Annotated in this window: 19 protein-coding genes and 1 pseudogene; 14 read left to right on the top strand and 6 right to left on the bottom strand. The window is 52.3% G+C overall.

All coding sequences use genetic code 11. From position 1 onward, the window contains the following. Positions 1-13: 13 nt before the first annotated feature. The 6 genes and pseudogenes from IEY39_RS05365 to IEY39_RS05340 all read left to right on the top strand — a co-directional run bounded on the left by IEY39_RS05365 (position 14) and on the right by IEY39_RS05340 (position 4,086). The gene (locus IEY39_RS05365; protein WP_188929255.1) at positions 14-664 is read left to right on the top strand and encodes a YdcF family protein; all 651 of its coding nucleotides are present in this window, start codon (positions 14-16) and stop codon (positions 662-664) included. 55 nt (positions 665-719) lie between these two features. Next, a pseudogene (locus IEY39_RS05360) lies at positions 720-890 on the top strand (ORF6N domain-containing protein); the annotation flags it as partial. Positions 891-1,030: 140 nt separating this feature from the next. After that, entirely contained in the window at positions 1,031-1,870 is an 840-nt protein-coding gene (locus IEY39_RS05355) for a Rossmann-fold NAD(P)-binding domain-containing protein (RefSeq protein ID WP_188929253.1), read from the top strand. 121 nt (positions 1,871-1,991) lie between these two features. After that, on the top strand, positions 1,992-2,339 hold the full coding sequence (locus tag IEY39_RS05350; RefSeq protein ID WP_188929252.1) for a plasmid mobilization protein: 348 nt from the start codon (positions 1,992-1,994) through the stop codon (positions 2,337-2,339). Next, positions 2,336-3,292, top strand: a complete 957-nt coding sequence (locus tag IEY39_RS05345; protein WP_188929251.1) for a relaxase/mobilization nuclease domain-containing protein — start codon at positions 2,336-2,338, stop codon at positions 3,290-3,292. The genes IEY39_RS05350 and IEY39_RS05345 overlap by 4 nt, the downstream gene beginning before the upstream one ends. A 26-nt stretch (positions 3,293-3,318) precedes the next feature. Next, positions 3,319-4,086 carry a hypothetical protein gene (locus IEY39_RS05340; RefSeq protein ID WP_188929248.1) on the top strand — a complete coding sequence of 256 codons (768 nt, stop codon included), beginning with the start codon at positions 3,319-3,321 and terminating at the stop codon, positions 4,084-4,086. A gap of 86 nt (positions 4,087-4,172) precedes the next feature. Here the strand turns inward: IEY39_RS05340 and IEY39_RS05335 are convergent, their stop codons facing one another. Then, positions 4,173-4,721 (bottom strand): RNA polymerase sigma factor, encoded by a 549-nt coding sequence (locus tag IEY39_RS05335; protein ID WP_188929246.1) that lies wholly within the window; start codon positions 4,719-4,721, stop codon positions 4,173-4,175. A gap of 184 nt (positions 4,722-4,905) precedes the next feature. Here IEY39_RS05335 and IEY39_RS05330 point away from each other — a divergent pair, with 184 nt between their 5' ends. Then, positions 4,906-5,733 carry a hypothetical protein gene (locus tag IEY39_RS05330; RefSeq protein WP_188929244.1) on the top strand — a complete coding sequence of 276 codons (828 nt, stop codon included), beginning with the start codon at positions 4,906-4,908 and terminating at the stop codon, positions 5,731-5,733. Between the two features lie 5 nt (positions 5,734-5,738). Here IEY39_RS05330 and IEY39_RS05325 read toward each other — a convergent pair whose 3' ends face one another. Then, positions 5,739-6,899, bottom strand: a complete 1,161-nt coding sequence (locus tag IEY39_RS05325) for an acetyltransferase domain-containing protein (protein WP_188929242.1) — start codon at positions 6,897-6,899, stop codon at positions 5,739-5,741. A 62-nt stretch (positions 6,900-6,961) separates the two neighbouring features. On the opposite strand from IEY39_RS05325, the gene IEY39_RS05320 reads away from it, so the two are divergent. Beyond that, on the top strand, positions 6,962-8,194 hold the full coding sequence (locus IEY39_RS05320) for a glycoside hydrolase family 5 protein (protein ID WP_188929240.1): 1,233 nt from the start codon (positions 6,962-6,964) through the stop codon (positions 8,192-8,194). A gap of 51 nt (positions 8,195-8,245) precedes the next feature. Here the strand turns inward: IEY39_RS05320 and IEY39_RS05315 are convergent, their stop codons facing one another. Together IEY39_RS05315 and ppk1 are read right to left on the bottom strand one after the other, a co-directional pair. Further along, positions 8,246-9,010 (bottom strand): lipocalin-like domain-containing protein, encoded by a 765-nt coding sequence (locus IEY39_RS05315; RefSeq protein ID WP_188929238.1) that lies wholly within the window; start codon positions 9,008-9,010, stop codon positions 8,246-8,248. Between the two features lie 24 nt (positions 9,011-9,034). Then, the gene (gene ppk1 / locus IEY39_RS05310) at positions 9,035-11,167 is read right to left on the bottom strand and encodes a polyphosphate kinase 1 (RefSeq protein ID WP_188929236.1); all 2,133 of its coding nucleotides are present in this window, start codon (positions 11,165-11,167) and stop codon (positions 9,035-9,037) included. Between the two features lie 41 nt (positions 11,168-11,208). On the opposite strand from ppk1, the gene IEY39_RS05305 reads away from it, so the two are divergent. The 6 genes from IEY39_RS05305 to IEY39_RS05280 are packed head-to-tail and all read left to right on the top strand — an operon-like array spanning position 11,209 to position 18,791. After that, positions 11,209-11,853 carry a conflict system bpX4 domain-containing protein gene (locus IEY39_RS05305; protein ID WP_188929234.1) on the top strand — a complete coding sequence of 215 codons (645 nt, stop codon included), beginning with the start codon at positions 11,209-11,211 and terminating at the stop codon, positions 11,851-11,853. Next, complete coding sequence (locus IEY39_RS05300; protein WP_188929224.1) at positions 11,850-12,980, top strand: AAA family ATPase; 1,131 nt, start codon at positions 11,850-11,852, stop codon at positions 12,978-12,980. Before IEY39_RS05305 ends, IEY39_RS05300 begins: the two co-directional genes overlap by 4 nt. Beyond that, a complete protein-coding gene (locus IEY39_RS05295; RefSeq protein ID WP_188929222.1) occupies positions 12,953-13,711 on the top strand; it encodes a hypothetical protein in 759 nt (252 codons plus the stop codon). Before IEY39_RS05300 ends, IEY39_RS05295 begins: the two co-directional genes overlap by 28 nt. Continuing rightward, the gene (locus IEY39_RS05290; protein WP_188929220.1) at positions 13,708-16,326 is read left to right on the top strand and encodes a ribosomal protein L7/L12; all 2,619 of its coding nucleotides are present in this window, start codon (positions 13,708-13,710) and stop codon (positions 16,324-16,326) included. Before IEY39_RS05295 ends, IEY39_RS05290 begins: the two co-directional genes overlap by 4 nt. After that, positions 16,298-18,034, top strand: coding sequence for a bpX3 domain-containing protein (locus tag IEY39_RS05285; RefSeq protein ID WP_188929218.1), 1,737 nt, complete (start codon positions 16,298-16,300; stop codon positions 18,032-18,034). The genes IEY39_RS05290 and IEY39_RS05285 overlap by 29 nt, the downstream gene beginning before the upstream one ends. A 4-nt stretch (positions 18,035-18,038) precedes the next feature. Next, positions 18,039-18,791 carry a metallophosphoesterase family protein gene (locus IEY39_RS05280; RefSeq protein ID WP_188929216.1) on the top strand — a complete coding sequence of 251 codons (753 nt, stop codon included), beginning with the start codon at positions 18,039-18,041 and terminating at the stop codon, positions 18,789-18,791. 3 nt (positions 18,792-18,794) lie between these two features. On the opposite strand, the gene IEY39_RS05275 is transcribed toward IEY39_RS05280, so the two are convergent. After that, positions 18,795-19,172 carry an XRE family transcriptional regulator gene (locus IEY39_RS05275; protein WP_188929214.1) on the bottom strand — a complete coding sequence of 126 codons (378 nt, stop codon included), beginning with the start codon at positions 19,170-19,172 and terminating at the stop codon, positions 18,795-18,797. A gap of 10 nt (positions 19,173-19,182) precedes the next feature. Further along, positions 19,183-19,368, bottom strand: coding sequence for a type II toxin-antitoxin system HicA family toxin (locus tag IEY39_RS05270; RefSeq protein ID WP_188929212.1), 186 nt, complete (start codon positions 19,366-19,368; stop codon positions 19,183-19,185). Between the last annotated feature and the right edge of the window lie 3 nt (positions 19,369-19,371).

Raw genomic sequence — 19,371 nt, 5'->3', positions numbered from 1 at the left:
TTTTTGGGTGATTATGATCACGCAAGAAGTACTCGTAGAAGCAAGAAAACTGTGGGACTATCATCACATGCATCATACCCCCGCGGAAACAGACTGTATCCTTGTTTTAGGCAGCCTCGATCTGCGGGTCGCCGACAGAGGCGCTGAACTATATCTCGAGGGCCGGGCCCCTATCCTCATATTTTCCGGGGGCCTTGGCAAAATAACCGAAAAAATGTTTCGGGACACCGAGGCGGACCTTATGGCGCGGATCGCGCTCGACAGGGGGGTGCCGGCCGAGGCCATCTTTATCGAGAACAGATCGACCAATACGGGGGAGAATATCCTGTTCACCCGGCAATTGCTGGAGGACAAGGGGCTCCATCCGCAATCTTTCCTGCTGGTGCAGAAGCCTTATATGGAGCGCCGCAGCTATGCTACTTTTAAGAAACACTGGCCTGATAAAGACCTCATCGTTACTTCTCCCCAGATAGCGTTTGAAGACTATGCCACCGAAGAGATGCCGATCGAGCAGGTGATCAATCTCATGGTTGGTGATTTGCAGCGGATCAGGATCTATCCCGGGAAGGGGTTCCAGATACCGCAGGAGATACCCGATGACGTGTGGGCTGCGTATGAGCGACTGGTGTCCCTGGGGTTCGACAAGCACCTGGCGGCGGGCTAGGGTTTTATGGAGCAACGATGCACACGCGAAATAGCGGGATTTCAGAAACCTTAATCGGTTCCCGGTTCATTTTGTGTTCGAGTTGACCAAAGAGGAGCATGATAACTTAAGGTCGCAAAATGCGACCATAAAACAGGGAGCCCACTCCAAGTATTTACCTTACGCGTTTACAGAACATGGGGTGCTGATGGGCTGCGTACGAGCGGCTGGTGGGGTAGGGGTTTAAGGAGCCAAATTGGCACCTTAAAAGTTCTCCTGAACCTGCAGGGATAGCGCAGTTTTACGGGCGTTTACCTACATTTTTCGATTAGTGTTCGCCGGTAGCCTAAATAGGGTTATATTAGTATTTACTGTATACTAATGAGCATGAGTACCTCTTTTTTCGGCGAGCGCTTCAGACGGGTGATGGCGGAGTTTTTGATCTTTCTGAAAGCGGGCAAATTCTATTTTTTCCCTTCAGCAAGGAACCTTATGCTGGACCTGTGGTATGGTTATTTGCATATGAGGGCTGTAAGGGCTGACACAACGGCCGATATTTTCCTGAATGATAGGGTTTTGCTTATGGAGGAAGCTATGGCGGACGCCCGTCTTGCATGGAAGAAAAGGCGTTTGTACCTAAGGTTTTTGTATGCCGCGGCTGATCCGGAGCTGTATTCGATGATCATCACGTTTCTTGAGGCGCCCTCTTTCTCCTCAGCGTTGAGTGCCGGGCTGATCGATAAGATCGAAAGGGTTAGGAAGCCGGGGCTTGGTGGTACGAGAGTGGTGAAAGAAGAGACGGTGGAGGAGCCTGTTGGGGTTGCGGGGGATGCAGGGGGTGAGCCGGAGCAGCCTGCGGGGTCGGTCGAAGTCGCGAGTGCTGCCGGGTCGGTCGAAGGGGCCAGGAAGCGGAATTTGTTTGCCAAAACCTATTTTATTGCCGCCGAGCTCTATTATGAACTTAAAGGACAGCAGGCGGAATTTGAATCCCTTTCCCGCCGGACAAATAAGCTGGCGGAGTTTGTCAAAAAGCAATTTCATACGGTTCGTCTGCCCGGCACCTTTAGTGATTTAAGAGGATATTCCTACAAGCCAGTGCTGAATGGCGACAATGAAAGCCGGAAAGGTCAGCTCAAGCCCTTTTTCCGGCAATTGTCGGAGAACCCCGACGTCTTTGGAAAGCCGATTGCGCAGCGCGCACAGAGAATTTTAGTGGAATATTTTTGATCTGATCCTTACTTTCTTACAAGCCTTTATTACAAAAGGTATATCTCAGGGATACCCTCAGGGTGTCCCTGGGGTTTTTTTTGTTTTTTCTCCATTCTAGATTGCGGGAAAATAAGCAATCATGAATACCATCATCAGGACGGATTACCGCAAAAAAGCGGTGGCGGTGCTACGTAAGAAGCGGCTGACAGTCAACCTGACGGAGGCGGAATATCGTCTCGTGAAGGAAAGTGCCGCAAAAGCGGGGTTGGGAATTGCCCTTTATATCAAGGAAATGACCTTAAAGGGATATGTTCAGGCCCGGTTGAATGAAGAAGAGCGTAGCTTTTTCAAGGAGGCAGTGGGGCTGTCCAACGACCTGCATCAATTGGTGCAATTGGCCAGGTCGGAAGGGATAACGAGTATCCTGCCGGTGTTTGAGAGCTATCGTAACCGAATCGACAAATCATTAAACCAGATGCATTTATGATAGCAAGAATATTTCCTTTCACGGCTTCCTTTGGGCGTGTCTGCCAGTATCTGTGCCAGGACGAGGAAAGGTCGGAGGTCTTGCAGGTTGAAGGGGTCAGGGGGCACCATTATGCATTGATGGCAATGGATTTCGAGGCGATACATGCATTGCGACCGGGAAGGAGCCGCCCTGTGTTTCATGGGGTGCTTGATTTTCACCCCGAAGAGAAAGTGGATAACGAGAGGATGGTGGAGATCGCCCGGAAGTACCTGGAAGAATTAAAGCTGGTGAATACGCAATATGCTTTTGTAAAGCATATCGACAGGCGTCACGAGCATCTGCATATTGTCGCCAACCGGCTCGATTATGATGGGAATCCTATCGAAACCTTTCCGATAAAGTTAAATAGCAAGGACGCGGTTGAAAAACTGGTTGCCGAATATGGTCTCCTGGAAGCCGGGAAGAAGAACCTGCGGCAAACGAATTGGGATGCGTTGGACCAGTCGGAGACCCGGCTGTATATCGTCTACAGCAGAATAAAAGAATGCCTGCCCGGCTGTCAAAGCCTGGAGGAGCTGGAGCAGCGGTTGCTTCAACAGGGTGTGGATACCCGGTATAGGATCGATGAGGAGACGGGCAGGAAGATCGGGATCAGCTTCCGATATCAGCAAGAAGCGTTTAAAGGAAGCCGGGTCGACGAGGATTTTTCGCTTCCGCGGCTCGAAGAAACGATTGCGCAACAGCAGCGGCTTGCCCTCTGGCAGCACGAGAAGCTGGCTTTGCGCGACAAGCAGGCGGCGGAAAAGCAACTGGCACAAGAGAAAGCGAAACGGGAAGAATTGGCGCAGAGGGAAAGGCAACAGAAGGAATTGGCACAAAAAGAAAAGCAACGGGAAGAATTGGGGTTGCACCAGCAGGTAAGGCTTGACCAGGAGGTGACGAAACATCACTACCGGTTACGTATACATTAATTATTTAAACCTTAAAATCTGAAAAAATGAGTGTGTTAGTCGTAGAGAAGCTGATAGAGAAGGTATCGACAGCGTTGCAAGAAATGAGCGATCTTAACCTCCTGGTGCGGCGTCTGCCTCCCTCGCAGGAGCTTTTGAACAAGTTGCATGAACGGGTGGAATCCGTACAAACGGCAGTCGGGGAAATGGAAAAGGTGGTGCAGAAGAATACCGGTCAACTGGATGGACTGGAAGAGCAGGTAAAGCTACTGCCCGCCGGCATTGAATCGTTGAAGACGGCGGCCGAGTCGCTGGAGGGGGAACTTCGGAAGTTTGCCGCGAAAGAATCCGTCCTGCCGATGGTGATCGATGGTCTTAAGTTCAGGATGGATTCTCATGAGCAGGCTTTGAAGCATCCTGCCGTTCAGCAGGTGAAACATCATCACCATACGCACTGGAGTATTGCTGCCGCAGTTGTTCTTCTTTTGGTGTGTATCGTGTTATGCGTCTTCCTGGGCCGATCGTGGAGCCGTATCGATCTGGAGAAGGGAAGGGATTTTAAATACCGATACCTGGAGGAACTGAATAATACCGGCCTGGAAAAGCTGTTGCACCAGGTGGACAGCGCCTATATCGCGGACCCTGATAAGTTTGAAAAGGCAACGGAGGGTGAGGAAGAGCGTCAGCGCCAAGAATGGGAGGCTGCCAGGCAGTTGGAGAATGACAAAGAAGGACTACGGGAGTCGCAGGAGAAGGTAAAGGCGTCGCAGGACGAGTTCAGAAAGACTCAACGAAGGGGGAAGGGGGGAGAATAGGAATTATAGCCCCCTATCTAGCGGATAGGGGGCTGATTCTAAAATAGTTTTTGAGGGGCATCCTTGCGGATATATATATGAATAATTCATCTTAGATATTCGCGCAGCTGCAATAACGCGTGCCTGATGCGCGTCTTGACGGTGCCGAGCGGAATGTCCATCATCTCTGCGATCTGCTCATGCGTGAAGCCCTTGAAGTAAGCCAGTTCGACCAACGTGCGGTGCTCAGGCTGCAAGGTTTCCAGCACCTTTTCCATCCCGATAGTATCTACCTGCTGCTCAGTCATCTGACCTGCGGCACCTCGCATCGAGCTATTTTCCAATAACTGCTGGCTTTTTTGTGCCTGCCGGTAATGTTTCGACCGGAGGGTGTCGATGGAGGCATTCCTGGCGATATTCAACATCCAGGTGAAGAGGCGTCCCTTGGTATGATCGTAGGTTTCTATCTTCCGCCAGATATTGATGAATACCTCCTGCAAAACATCACAAGCCAATTCGGAGTCGTCTGTAACGATGGGTTTAATGATACTGTAAAGCGCTGCGGCATAATTTTCATACAGGAAGCCGAAGGCGTGGCTTTTCCTTTCTTTCAGGGCGTCTACAAGTTCGTGCTCGGACCACAATAGTTTAGGCATATTGAATTCAGCTTAGCTAACAGTATAGGGGATTGGAACAAATGTATTACAGTATTTAATATATTGTAGTTATTGTTCTAATGATCTTTTGATTTTTTGACAATTTCGACATTTCGCTATGAACCCCGGGGTCTGGTCGTGGCCAATATCTTACTGTATATTTGCTGATCCTAAACCAGACCATATGCGCCCTACGATTATTATTCTTACCGTACTTCTTATCTTTTGTTCTGCAAACGTCAATGCGCAGTCCGCCGCCAGAGACTCCGTCAACTACTATCAATCGCAGCTATACAGGCTTTATCGACAAACATGGGATTCCCTTCGTAAATCGGATTCTGTTGTCTACTATGCGCGGGGCTTTAAAAAGGCCAAGCGACGGTCGAAATCCTATACCGCCTTCGTGCTCTTTACAGAGGCGGCGGGCGCCGATTTCAGCACGTTCAATGCGGCTATCGCCAAGGATGGCTTTGGAGCTTTGAACGGCCCCATCTGGCGGGTGGGAATGGGCCTCAGCCACAAGAGCTACAATGGACTGATGATCGACTTCAACTTCTTCGCCCTCGGGATCAACCGGGGCACTAGTTATGGTAATGCGGCGATACATGCAGGGTTTTCTGATCTCCTGCAGCTGCAGCTGGGTTATGCTGTTCTTAATACCCGGGGATTGTCCATCTATCCATATGCCGGTCTATCCGGGCGGAGCAGCCAGATACAATTTTCTAAACCGGCGGTGCTCAACAACACGTTCAACAGCGTTGCCGGTATCGTGCAAAACAATCAGTCGGTGGATGAATATAGTAGTCACTTGAGCTATCAGGCCGGGCTGGGCGTAGACTGGACGATCAGCGAGTCCACAAAATCTGAGGGTGGTACTATCCTGTTTGCCAAATTCGGCACGGACGGCATTTTTGGTGATGAGTCCTATGGCATCTCGGGGATAAATTATACCCCGGGGATAAAGTATGGCGCCTGGACGGCTGCGCTGGGATTTAAATTCTTCGGACGCTGAGCCGGCTACAAATATCGCAACCACTTCTTCTCTTTATGTGCCGCTTTATATCGCCCATACCAGCGGCATACCGGATAGAGCGCGATGACTACGCTTATCCACACCAGATAAACTCCCCACAGCGGGATGCCCGATCCCTGCTCCGGCCGGCCGATGAGGAAGGGGCCGAAACGGAGGTCTGCCGGGTGGAACCCCTGTAAAAAGACCATCACGAACATGAGCAGGTGGAGCAAGTAGAAATGAACCAGGAAGTAGAACAGCGGCACCCGGCCATAGACCAGCAGGAAGCGGGTGGCGGCATTGTCCTTACCCTCGGCCGCGGCCAGCACGAGCAGCAGTATGCCCAGGGTTACGAGGCTGAAAAGCAGCGAGGGCGGGTATTTGTTGACGTTGAGGAAGGACAGGACGGTGAATATCGCATTTTTCTGGTGCGACCAGGGCACAGGGTCGCCATACAAATTGGAGAAACGCAATAGCACGAACAGGGCCAATGTACCCAGCCCGAGGCGGAACAAGATGCGCGACCGCTGCTCGGGCGTCAGCGTAAAAAGCCGGCCGGCGACAAACCCCGCCAGCATGATCCCGAACCAGGGTAGAATGGGATAGGCCACGAGGAAGGTGACGTTTTTGCCGGGAAAGACGCCAAGCGTGAAGAACAGGGTGGCGATAAAGCGTAAAATTGGGTTACCTGGAAGGGGTATACGGGCAAGCAAATCGTGTCCTAAGAAGAGGACCGCGGCGATGACAGCGATGGCATTCCAGGACAGTCGTGAGAGGAAGGCGAGCAGGACAAATCCCGCGCCGATGGTCGCGATGACCTCGAAGAGGAAGTACCGGAAGTGGATATCGAAGTTCATCCCGAAATTCACCAGCGTAAATTCGATCGCTATCAACGCCAGACCGCGGGTGAGCAGGAAGCGGCGTCCGGCGCGTTTGTCCTTTCCGGCCTCCAGGCCAAGCCATGCCGATGTTCCGGCAAGGAATACAAAGGCAGGCGCACATAAATGGGTGACCCAGCGGGTGAAGAACAGGATGGGTGTTGTCGTTGTGAGATCGGTAGGGCTCTGGGTCAGCGATTGGGTATGCAGGAGATCGCGCGTGTGATCGAGGGCCATGATCACCATGACGAGGCCACGGGCAATGTCGATGGAGGATATCCGTTTCATCGGCTGAATAGTGTAGTTTTGGCAGGTTCTTACCAAATTAGGAAAAAACTTAATTCTTTGCCATGAATATCATTCAACGGTTTGCTTGTTGTTTACTGCTATTGCTTTTTATGACGGACGGTAAGGCGCAAGGCATCTTAAGAGTTCAGGGCCGATTGATCGTCAACGAAAGGGGAGAAAAGGTGATCCTGCGGGGTATGGGCCTCGGCGGGTGGATGCTACAGGAAAGTTATATGCTCAAGGTGGGCCCGGTGGGGCCTCAGTACCGGATCAAACGAAGAATAGAAGAGCTTATCGGTAAAGAAAAGACAGCCGCTTTTTATGACGGCTGGCTTGCCAGTCAGACCCGGAAGATCGACATCGACTCGATGGCGGCCTGGGGCTTCAACTCTGTCCGCCTGCCGATGCACTATCGGTTGTACACCCTTTCGGTGGAAGAGGAACCTGTCCCGGGTAAGAACACCTGGCTGGAAAAAGGCTTTGCGCTTACGGATAGCCTGCTTAGCTGGTGCAAGGCCAACCATATGTATCTTATTCTGGACCTTCACGCCACCCCGGGGGGCCAGGGCCATGATTATAATATCTCCGATCGCGATTCGACAAAACCTTCCCTGTGGGACAGCGAGGCCAACCGCCAGAAGATGATCGCCCTCTGGCGCCGGCTGGCCGAAAGGTATGCCAACGAACCCTTCATCGGCGGTTTTGATATTATCAACGAACCCAACTGGGGTTTCGAAGATGCAAAGGACAGGAATGGGTTGAAGGAGACACAGAATGCACCGTTGCGCAAGTTGATGATGGACATCACCGCTGCCATCCGCAGTGTAGACAAAAAGCATATCATCATCATCGAAGGTAATGGCTGGGGCAACAACTATCGCGGCGTGCTTCCGCCCTGGGATGACAATATGGTGCTGAGCTTTCACAAATACTGGAACCCGAATACCGAGGACGCGATACGCACCTATCTCCAATTGCGTGAGCAATACAATATCCCGCTGTGGCTTGGTGAGTCGGGCGAGAACAACAACACCTGGTACAGGGAATGCATACAGCTTGTGGAAAGCCATGATATCGGCTGGTCGTGGTGGCCGCTGAAGAAGATCGGAACCAACAACCCCCTCGAGGTGCGGATGACACCGGAATATCAGCGGCTGGTGGATTATCTCACCGGCAAGGGGCCAAAGCCGACAGAGCAGGAGACGGAAGAGGCGCTAAAGGGGTTGTTGCAGAATGTGCGATTGGAAAACAATATCTACCATAAGGAGGTGACGGACGCCCTGTTCGGCAGATGAGCAGTTTCTGGCGGATGACAGAGGCCCCGCCCGGCGGGTGATGCCGGATGCCTACTGTAGGAATCCCTGCAACTGACGAAAGCCGCTGATCAATTTCTTAAAATCATCATCGGTTTGCGGCCAGTTGATCTTGTTCCGCCGAAAGGTGTGCTTGATCAGCGTATCGGCCTTGTGACAGTCTTCTTCGTCGAAGAAATAAGATCTCCAGGCGGCGGGGAGATCATCATAATGCTTGAGGCCGAAACCATTCCCATAGACTTTTAACGGCGTCGGAAAGGCGCCGACATCGACGACACTTTCGTTTTTATTGTCTACCCAGGAGAAGAATGCTTCCCAGAACTGGCAATGATTAAATAGCCTTTTGCGGATCTCGGCATCGCTTTCCTTGTGGGTAGCGGGAATGCGCCATTGGTTGTTGTAGGTGGAGAACGGGTCTTTCTCCGGCCGGGAAGAAGGCATAAGGTGAACATTGAAATGGCCGTCCTTTTTGTTGGCCAGTATCAGTTCCATTTCGGTTTTTGTCAGGGACTCGACATAATAAACGTACGTTTTCTTTCGCTGGTTGGTCAGATAAAGCCGGGTACCGGTGAAGTTCCAGTTGCCGTAGTCAAAATGCCCGAAGTCCTGTGTATAGGTCCCATCCGGGCGCAATTCCAGGAAACTGGCCACTGTCAGCAGGGTGTCGGCTTGTGGGTCTCCATCGGCCTCCGGATTGTAGATATACAACCCGGCCCCGGGTTTGGCAGGACCAGAGCAGCTGATTACGGCGGCGGTCATGACGGCGAGGGTCATGTAGCAATAGAGGTGTCTTTTCATGCAGAGCTGTTTATACGTTGAGGGTCAGGTTTTGTCGGAAGTGTTGCCCCGCCGCGCGGCCAGGTACTGATAGATAGCCTCCTGGCTGCGGATGGCGCTGCCGGCAGCTGCCAGGGTTTCCTCCGGTTGGGTGGCTGTCGCCCGGTCTTCGGCGGGTAGGGCATCGACGGCGATATTCTCTCCTTCCGCGGTGATAGCCGTGGCGGCGGCCGTATCATCGAGCTGCAACCGGATCAGCTCGCGGATCTCGTCCTTCAGCTCCTGCTCGTACAAGGGGAAACAGACCTCGAGGCGCCGGTAGATGTTGCGGTTCATCCAATCCGAAGAACCCAGGAAAAATTCCTCCTGGCCGTCATTGTGGAAGATGAAGACGCGGCCGTGTTCAAGATAGCGATCGACGATGCGCCGGATAGTGATGTTTTTGCCTTCGGTGTTGATGCCTTCGCCGTTGATGCCGGGGACACAGCAGCAGATGCTTCTAACGATCAACTGTATCCGCACACCAGCCCGGGAGGCTTCGTAGAGTTTGTCGATGAGGACCTTCTCCTCCAGGTTGTTCATCTTTATGATGATGGATGCCGGCTTGCCATCGCGGGCATGAGCGATCTCCCTGTCGATGAGCGACAGAAACTTTGGCAGCAGGTTGAACTGGGCTACCAATAAATGCTGGAAGGTGATCTTTTCAGTTTTCCGCGGGTCTTTGCGTGTGCTGAGGAAGATGAACAATAGTTCGAGCTCACGCATGAGGTCGTGCTGACCAGTGAGCAGGATGTGGTCGGTGTACACGCGGGCGGTATTCTCGTTGAGGTTACCCGTGGCGAGCAGCCCGCAATAGTGGATGCGGCCATCGACCCTTTTCTTTACGAGCCCGATCTTGGCGTGGACCTTCAGTCCGGGTATGCTGTAGATGATCTTTACCCCGGCTTCTTTCATCTTTTTTGCCCAGCGGATGTTATTGGCCTCGTCAAAACGGGCTTTTAACTCCACGAAGACGGTCACTTTTTTCCCGTTGCGGCATGCGCTGATGAGGGCATGCACGATGCGAGAGTCCTTCGCGACGCGGTAGAGGGTAAGGTAGATCTCTTCCACCTGAGGATGTATCGCGGCTTCGTTGAAAAATCGAAGGACGGGATCGTAGCTTTCGTACGGGACGTGCAGGAGGAGGTCTTTTTCCATGATAGCCTGTAGCAGGCTTGGGCGGTGGTCGAAATTCCTGCGAAGCGCGGGCCAGGGCGTATAGGAGAGGGCCGGGTCTTTGACGGGAAAGCCGGCGAGGTCGCGCAGGTTGTGATACCGGCCACCTTCGACAACCGTTGCTCCTTCGAGCTGGAGCTGCCGGATAAGGGTCTGGAGGATGCGAAGCGGGATACCGGGTTCGTATAATAAACGGGTAGCCAGGCCGGCATCCCGTTTGGCCAGTTTCTTTTCTATCTTTTCCACGATGTCGCCCTGGTATTCATCCTCGAGGTCGAGCTCGGCGTCCCTGGAGATCTTAAAACTGTACGCGGTGCTGATCGTTGCGTAAGGAAATACAAAAGACAGGTTCTCGCGGATGATATCATCGATAAACAGGATATGTCGGGACTGCCCTTCGCCCGTCGAATAAAAACGGGGAAGATCGTCCGAAGGGATATTGAGGATGACCACTTCTTCGGCAGGGCTGTCCTGGTCGAGGATGACAAGGAAATAAAGGTGATCGTTCTCGGGGAAGAAGTCGGGGGCGGCATGCGGGAGATGCACCGGTTGCAGAAAGGCGAGCACCTGGTTGAGGAAGTAGCTGGTCGCCGCGTTTTGCACTGTTGCCGGGATCGGCCGGTGATAAACGAAGTGAATGTCTTTTGCCGCCAGTGCCGGCAGGACCCGGCCGGTGAGCAACTGTCCGAAATGCTCCAGTTGACCGTTGAGCCTGGATGAAATTTTTGTTAAGAGTTGGACGCCGCTTGCAGAAATAAAGGTTTCTCTTGTCTCTTTTATCTTTTGCAGGGCCGCGATGGCCGGAATGCGTACCCGATAGAATTCATCCAGATTGGAGCAATAGATGGACAAGAACAGAACCCTTTCCAGCAGCGGGGTCTGTTCGCTTGCCGCTTCTTCGAGGACCCGGTAGTTAAAGGTGAGCCAGCTGAGATCACGATCGAAATAGGAGTGATGGGCCATATATTGCAAAATATACCTTTTTTGTATATTTGTAAACTCCCATGACTGTCCCCTCTATCAACCATTTTCTCGATACCATCCGCCATCTGCGCAATCATGAAGAGATGGTCATTTACGATAGATTTACCCCGAATAATAAGAAGGCTGATGAGGAAGGCGTGACGGAATTCCTGCGGATGCAATATGAGCGCGAAAGCCTGGAATATCCTGGTGTTCCACCGGCCTTCGAGCGGGAAGCAGCCTGCTGGTCGGCCCGTATCGTGTATACTGCGGCGCAGTTCTTACTGTTTCGGGAAAAAGAAGTAGCAGGGGTGAGGGAGCACCTTCCCCCTTATGCGGGGGTCGTTACGCCGGGGGCTATCCTGTCCGCCGATGTCTGTCTACGATTTCTGCCCGGTGTCATAGAGAAGGCAAAAGAGCTGAACCCGGAGGATTGGCTCATCGTCATCCTCGAGCAGCATTTGCGGGTGTGGCATTATTCGGGTATAGGCTATCCGTTGGACCCGACAGTGCTCGCCTGGGAAGTGATGGCGGCCGATGACTGTGTCCGGCAATTGTATGTCGACAGGGTTATTGCCCGGAAGGTAAAGGCCCTTGCGGAATTGCCGGTGCTGCGACGGGATGTGGATGCAGCGCTTGGCGATTGGGGAGGTTATTTCTGGAAAGAATTAGAATGGAAAATATGAATCCTACAGACCGTTTGAACGATGTGCTGCGGCACATCAAACATGCTTTCATCGGCAAGGACGAGATCGTCGATCTGCTTGGCATCAGCCTGATCGCCAAGGAAAATCTCTTTCTGCTGGGTCCGCCGGGCACGGCAAAGAGCGCTATTGTCCGGCTGTTGTCACAGTGCCTGGAAGATGGCCGCAACTTCGAGTATCTCCTGACCCGGTTTACCGAGCCAAACGAGATATTTGGTCCTTTTGATATCCGCAAGTTGAAAGAAGGTGAGCTTATCACCAATACGGAAGGCATGATGCCGGAGGCTTCTTTTGTTTTTTTCGATGAGATATTCAATGCCAACAGCGCTATTCTCAACAGCCTGTTGATGGCGTTGAACGAGCGGATCTTTCGCCGGGGAAAGGAGACCCGCCGGCTTCCCGCTCTGATGTTTGTCGGCGCAAGCAATATGCTGCCGGAGGACGAAGCGCTGGCTGCCTTGCTCGACCGGTTTCTGCTGCGGGTGAAATGCGACTATGTCGATCCGGATAAATTACACGAAGTGTTGCTTGCCGGCTGGCGGCTGGAAGCGGAAACACCGGCGGAAAGACCTGTTATTTCCGCGTCGGCCATCATCGGGCTGCAGCAGGAATGCCGCCGGGTTGACCTGGCCCCTATCCGGAAACAATATATCGACATTGTTCACAGCCTTCGCAGTACGGGGATAAAGGTCTCCGATCGCCGGGCGGTGAAGCTGCAGAATATCATCGCCGCCAGTGCGCTGATCAGCAACCGGACAACGGCGATCATTTCCGATCTGTGGGTGTTGAAGTATATCTGGGACACGGAAGAGCAGATAGAGATACTTTCCGGCATCATCGATGCCATCATCGAAAAGGATGAGGCGGGGCCTGCGCATCCACAGGCGCTTTATAACCGGGTGCCTGATCCCGAAGAGATAATGAAAGAGGTGGTTTTCCTGTCGTCGAAATGGAATGGCGAGACGCTTTCTTTCGAAGAACGGAATGTCATCAAAGACAAATTACGGTTTGTACAGAATCGCTGCAGCTGGATAAAAGATGCCGGACAGAAGACCTATATCCAAAAAGAAATAGAGGTATTATGGCAGCACATCCTTCAAACCTCGTGACCTGGCTGTTGGAGATCGATGAGGCGCACCTGGAGTTCCTGGCGCCTGTCCGGCATTGGGATTTTTTGTCGATGGCGTCGGGGCCCGGTGTCTGTTGGGTAAAGGGGTTCAGACCGGAAGATCTCGAAAGCCCCGAGATCACCAGCATCCCTTTTAAAAGGTTGCTCTATCTGCGGGACGAGCACCTGTTTCCTGCAGGCGGCCTGGTGCCGCTGAAACAACTGCCTGCCGGCCTGGCATGGATACCCCTGGAGAAAGGGCTGCCCTTGCAACTACCTTCTTTTAATCATAATTATTTTGGCATCCAGGAACGGCTGACCATCCGGCTTGTTCCGGCATCCATTGAAAAGGCACCTGCTGCCTTGCTGGCGCCGTTGGATGTCCTTCGGGCTTATGCCGACATGGCTAGCTCCATCCGGCTGAAGGGACTGAACTGGGTTGTCCTCGATGACCAGGCGCTGGTGGTGGGTGAACCCTTGTTGCCCCTTCCGGGCGAAGTCTATTGGCGGCAGGGACACCATCTGCTGCCGGCAGGTTTTGCCTTTGAATTTCCCTTCCTGGTGGAGACCATCGGCGCCAACGTGGGCAGCCCGGGCGCCTGTCTGCTGTTATGGGACAAGGAGGGGGGCTGCTTGCGGATCGGCAGGGATATGTTCTGTCCTTTGTCGCGTAGTTCTGTGCGGCAAACGACGGGTGCTTCAGATGACCATAACCTTAACCGTATGACATGAAATTCCAGGAATATTTTCAACCCAGTACGCATTACTTCTGGCAGCCGGAAGAAGAAGAGGGGACTACCATCTTCAGCCTTCCCGGCGGCAATACCATTGCGTATGGCAAGTTTCTGATGCGTATTGTGGAGGACCTTGCTCCGCAGGGGTTACCCCCGCTTGGCGCGCTGCTGCTGGCGCTGATCGCCACCAACCATTCCCACGAAGATCCCTTGCAAAAAGTGGAGGATATCATCCGGGGCACTATTCTCCGATTTCGCAAAGAAGAGCTTTCGATCTATGAGAATACACTGGACGAGGCAATAGATTTTCTTCGAACGGTGGCTGCGCTGCCATTGAAATATACCAGCGGTGACCAGCGGATACAACTCTTCCAAATACTGTTTGCAAAATGCCACCGGCAGGTGTCTGTCGACGATTCGCGGAATCTCCTGCTGCAGGCTGAAGAGTGGGTTGATGTCAGAGGAAGGTTCAAGGAAATGCGTGTCGAAGGGGAGATAACCCGGTCGAAATTTCTCCGTGATTTCAAGTGCATCGGTTTACTGGCGCGACAATTTCCCAATGAGGCTGCTATCATTGAAAAGCTTACGGCCATCCCTGCTATTCCCGAGACGCTGCAGCTGGAGGAAGAGAGGGAGCGGGCGCCGGCGGAATTTGTCGATTCTCTCATTGAGCACCATAGCACTTTCCCGATCGGCATCCTGATCAGGAGTATCTGGTCGGGGCTCAACATCCCCATCCACCACAAAATTCCGGGGGAGCAGCCGCTTGGTGGATTTTCCGATCTTACCAACAAGGGGGACTTCGACAAGCTGCTGATCTCCGAGTTCGCCAACGATGACTGGCTGCTGCTTTCCCGCCTGGCGAATAATGAAGCGCTCTTTTTGCACCGGGAAATACCCCCCGGCGCCGATGATCTCCAACGTATACTCCTGCTGGATATCTCGCTTAAGAGCTGGGGCACGCCCAAGGTGTTGGCCTATGCTATTTTGCTGGCGATCGCCAGGCACCCGCGCACCGATATCCATTGTACGGCTTTTGCGGTGGGGGATGGTTATTATCCGATAGCCTTCGATACGGTGGATGACCTGATCGGGAGTCTGCAGGTGCTGGACGGATGTCTTCATCCTGCCGAAGGACTGATAAAATTCTTTGAAAAGCAGCCGGCAAAAAAGAAGCTGGAGGTGATCTTTATCGCTCCGCCGGAAACATTGGCGCATCCGGCGGTAAAGAAGGTGGTGAGTGATCATTATGCCGCCTTTAAATACTGGATCACTGTTGACAGGGAGGGGGAGATATGCCTGTACAAGAATCAAAACAACAGCCGGAGATTGGTGCAGGAGATCCGATTGCCGTTGGAGCAGCTTTGGAATGAAAATAAGTGGGTTCACCCTGCCAATGCCGGCCGGGATGGTGATAAAGGGAAGATGGTTCCACGCCCTGCCTATGCACCGGTGCTATATCCGCCCTCTTTGCCTATTAAGGCCCATATGACGCCGCCCGACGGGGAGATTTATTATGTCGACAAAGTGGGAAAGGTATTCCGGCTTTACAGGGATGCCAACCTCACTGTGATAAGGGGTTGGGAATTAATTTTCGAGGGGCTACCGGGAAACATTACACATTTTGAGATGGGGGAAGATAGGGCTAGTTATTGCCTCCTCCTTTGTTTTAATGCCGGTTCGCGGAAGCTCACGTTGTATTCGCTTTATACGGGTGAGGCCAGGGCGATAAGATTGAATGGATGGAACGGATCGGTGCGGGGCAATTTCTTTTTTCACGAGGGAGCTTTTTATTTTGAGGGGACATCGGGGTATTGGACGATCGTCGATGACCAGGTTGTCGCGGTTCGACAGGAAGACCGGCCCGAACAGGAGACGTTTGCCGAAATATCCAAGCGCAGTCAGTTGCGGCGGGAAGGAGCAGCCGGAAGAAGCAGGTATAACCATTCTATCCTGCGCAATCTCAGCCGGGTGGCTCTCACTGAGGAGGGTAACCTGCTGTTCAATAAGCATGAGTTGGTGTGCAGGCCTTCCGGGCACATCGTGCTCGATCTGGCTAATTATCCTGCTACGGGGAATATGCTTGCGCACGCCCAATGGGATACATCGGACGGCAGTTTTGTATTTCCCGGGGGCATCCGGGTAAGGATAGACCGATCGGGGATGCTGACGCTGGAGTGGCTGCAGGGTAAGGTGCCTGGCTGGGATGTGCATTTGCTAAGCGGTGGGCCTACTAAGCTCAATGTCGTTAAAACGATGAAAGATCATTTGAGTATGGGGCTCAAAGAAGCCAAAACTATTGTCGATGGTGGGGGTATAATAGACCGGCGAATGGAATTGGAGGCAGCGGAAATATTAAAAGGCGCGGTCAGCGCGGCAGGGGCCACGGTGCAGATACGCGAAAGCATTACAAAGATCTATATTCCCGCGGCACTGGGAACCTCACTCGGTATTGCCACGGAAAATGAATTCTCCGGTAACGATTTTTATTACCCTGCGATGGCGGAGCGTCCGTTGATGAAGATTGAACCACAAACCTTTTTCAGACAAAATATCTTACCTTTTATCAACCATATCATGGGTTATGCAGCTAAACATAAGACCTCATCATAAGAACGACTATCCGTTGACGGCGATAGTTGTCAAGGGTGAAACCCTTTCGTCCTGGATCGGCGAATTGCAGTCGCTGGGGCTTTCCCTCGCTGAAACGACTTGTTATCCCTTACCAGGGACCAGGGCCAACAGCCTTTGGGGATGTTTGCTTGTCCCGAAGGAGGGTCGGCTACCGGCCGATATCGGCAGGAACAGTTATTGTCAGCGGGTGCATCCGCTGCTGTATATCCCTGAGAACAGCCGGTTGGCGCCGACGCTTACCCCGCAGCAGCTGGACAAGATGGTAAAGGGAACTCCGCATTTCTTTCATCCTTCCATCGGTTGGGTTGAACTGAGGGAGCCTGTCGACTGGGTTGGTGTGATCAACCCGCCGCGGCTGGCCGAAAGGATGGTGACCCGGCCCGCGGATACTGTCGTCGTTCCTGGCGCTGTGCGTAGTTTTCATATTCTAGGTCTACCGCCCGAGGAAGTCCTGGAAAAGCTGGATACGCAGCTATTTCCCGAGAAACGCCCCGGGGATAAGGGGCCCTTGTCCATCCTTGAGCGACTGGTATTGCTGCTGCTGAGGTTGATATTTTCGTGGGGTTTTATTCCGTTGCCTTTTCTTCCATTTAAAAAGAAATCCTCGGGTTCTAAGACCTCCGGTTCCAAGGCTTCCGGGAAACGGAGCTGGTGGTCGCGGCTGGTGTCTCCGGTGGTGTCCCGGCTGGAAGAAAAATTTATGGACCTGGAAGAGCGGAATAAGACAGAGGTGGATAAACTGCTTAAGCTGTTTAAGAAAGACCCGGAAGAAGCGTTGAAGTATGCCATCCCTCTCGATAGCGGTGGTACCCACCGGGGAAAGGGTGGGGCTGCCAGCTTTAGCCTGACGCGGCGCTGGCTCGACCTATCGCTGTTTGGCCGTTCGCTGCAGGATAAGGCAGGAGGGGGGAGCATCCAGCTGGGGAATGAGTTTCAGCGGTTGAACCAGCAATACCAGGAAACGGCGAAACAACTTATAAAGAACAACGAATACCAGAAAGCGGCATTTATTTATCTCCGGCTGTTGAAGTCCTATACCCAGGCGGCCCAGACGCTGGAAGAAGGGAAGCTATATGCCGAGGCGGCTTCCGTCTATTTGAAATATAACCGTGACAGGGTAAAGGCCGCGGAGTGTTATGAGAAGGGGGGGATGATACAACCAGCCATCGATCTCTATAAAGAGCTGGGCAAGGACGAAAAGGTGGGTGATCTCTACCGGAGCATCAACAGACGGGAAGAAGCCAATCATTATTTTGAAAAGGTGGCGGGTGAATATACCGTTAATGGGCAATACGTGAAAGCATCCCTGGTACTGCGTAACAAGATGGAAGATGGCGATCGCGCCCAGCGCCTGTTGATGGAAGGATGGCGCAGCGGGAAGGACGCCGTCAAATGTCTGAACAACTATTTTTCGCATTTGGGTGATGGTGAGTTGCTTCAGGCGGAGGTGCGGAGGGTATACGAGGAAGAGACGGATGGGTCCAACCGGCCGTATTATCTCGATGTGATGAAGTGTATCTACCGGCCGCAGGATGAGTCCACGGAGGTTGCCCGGGATATTGCCTATGAGATCGTTGCCCAAATGGTCGAAAAAGAACCTTCGGTTGTTGCGGAACTACAGGCCTTCAACAAGGAGGACCGTAATATCGTAAGGGATATCCTGAAATATAAACACTCGAGGCGATAGCCAAATGAAGACATACGTAATAGGAGATATTCATGGCGCGTACAGGGCGTTGCAGCAGGTGATCCAGCGGGCGGGCCTGGAGCCGGAGGACCGGCTTATTTTTTTGGGTGATTATGTGGACGGCTGGTCGCAGTCACGGCAGGTGATAGAATTTTTGATGGATATGGATGCTTCGTATGATTGCATTTTTCTACGCGGCAACCACGACACGTGGTGTGAAGAGTGGCTGGAAGGATTGGGGCCCGACCCCAGCTGGTTGTTTCATGGCGGCAAGGCCACTATCGACAGTTATGCCGGGATTACACCGGCGGAGCTTGACCGGCATCTCGAATTCTTTAACCGCATGCGGTGGTATTATGAAGAAGCCGGCCGTCTTTTTATCCATGCCGGGTTTTCTTCCATGCACGGTCCCGCCCAGGAACCTTACGTGAGTAACTTTGGCTGGGACAGGACCTTGTGGGAGATGGCCCTGGCTGTCGATGACCGCATCCCCAGGGACAGCATCTTCTATCCGCGAAGGCTTCTCCTGTACCAGGAGATCTATATCGGTCATACCCCTACCACCAACTATGACCTCGACATCCCCATGCAATGCTGCAATGTATGGAATATCGATACCGGCGCCGCTTTTACCGGCAGGATATCGATGATAGATATCGCAACAAAAAAAGTTATTCAGAGTGATATCGTCCAACAATTGTATCCCGATGAATCCGGTAGGAATAAAGTAAAACTGTTAAACGATGAAGACCTTTGACGATCAAAGCAGAAAGCGGATACTTGCCAGCTCTTTACCTACCTGTCGCACTCCTTTCAGGATGCGATTCGTTTGGGATGTGGACGGCCTTTTAATGCCTTTTATATATTGGGCCAGGAGGCTTTGATTCATGCCGATCCTTTCAGACAGAGCTTTTGCGTTGATCACCTTATAGAACTCAAAAAATTGCGGCAAGTCCAGCGATATCTGGAGATCATCTTCAGAAATTATTTTTCCCTGCTGGTCAAAATAAAGATTAAGGGCCTCTAAAATGTTGGATTTAAGCTTTTCGAAAGACTTCCCGGTTGTATAAACAGGATACTTTACCGCATAAGCAGAATAGCCTGTTCTAGTTGTTTCGATTATTATTTCGATTTTCATAAATTATATATTATTTAAGCCCGGCGTCCTTCCTGATCTTTTTTTCGAGGCCTTTACCGATTTCATTACTTCCATGCGAGGGACAAACCACCTGTCCTTTTTTCGTAGGGTGCTCCATGATCATATGGCTTCCGGACTGCCGTACTACAAACCATCCATCTCTTCTCAACAACCTCACAAGCTCGCTCGACTTCATAGA

The sequence above is a fragment of the Puia dinghuensis genome (assembly GCF_014642875.1).
Taxonomy (GTDB): Bacteria; Bacteroidota; Bacteroidia; order Chitinophagales; family Chitinophagaceae; genus Puia; species Puia dinghuensis.
This window is presented reverse-complemented; position numbering and strand designations above follow the sequence as displayed.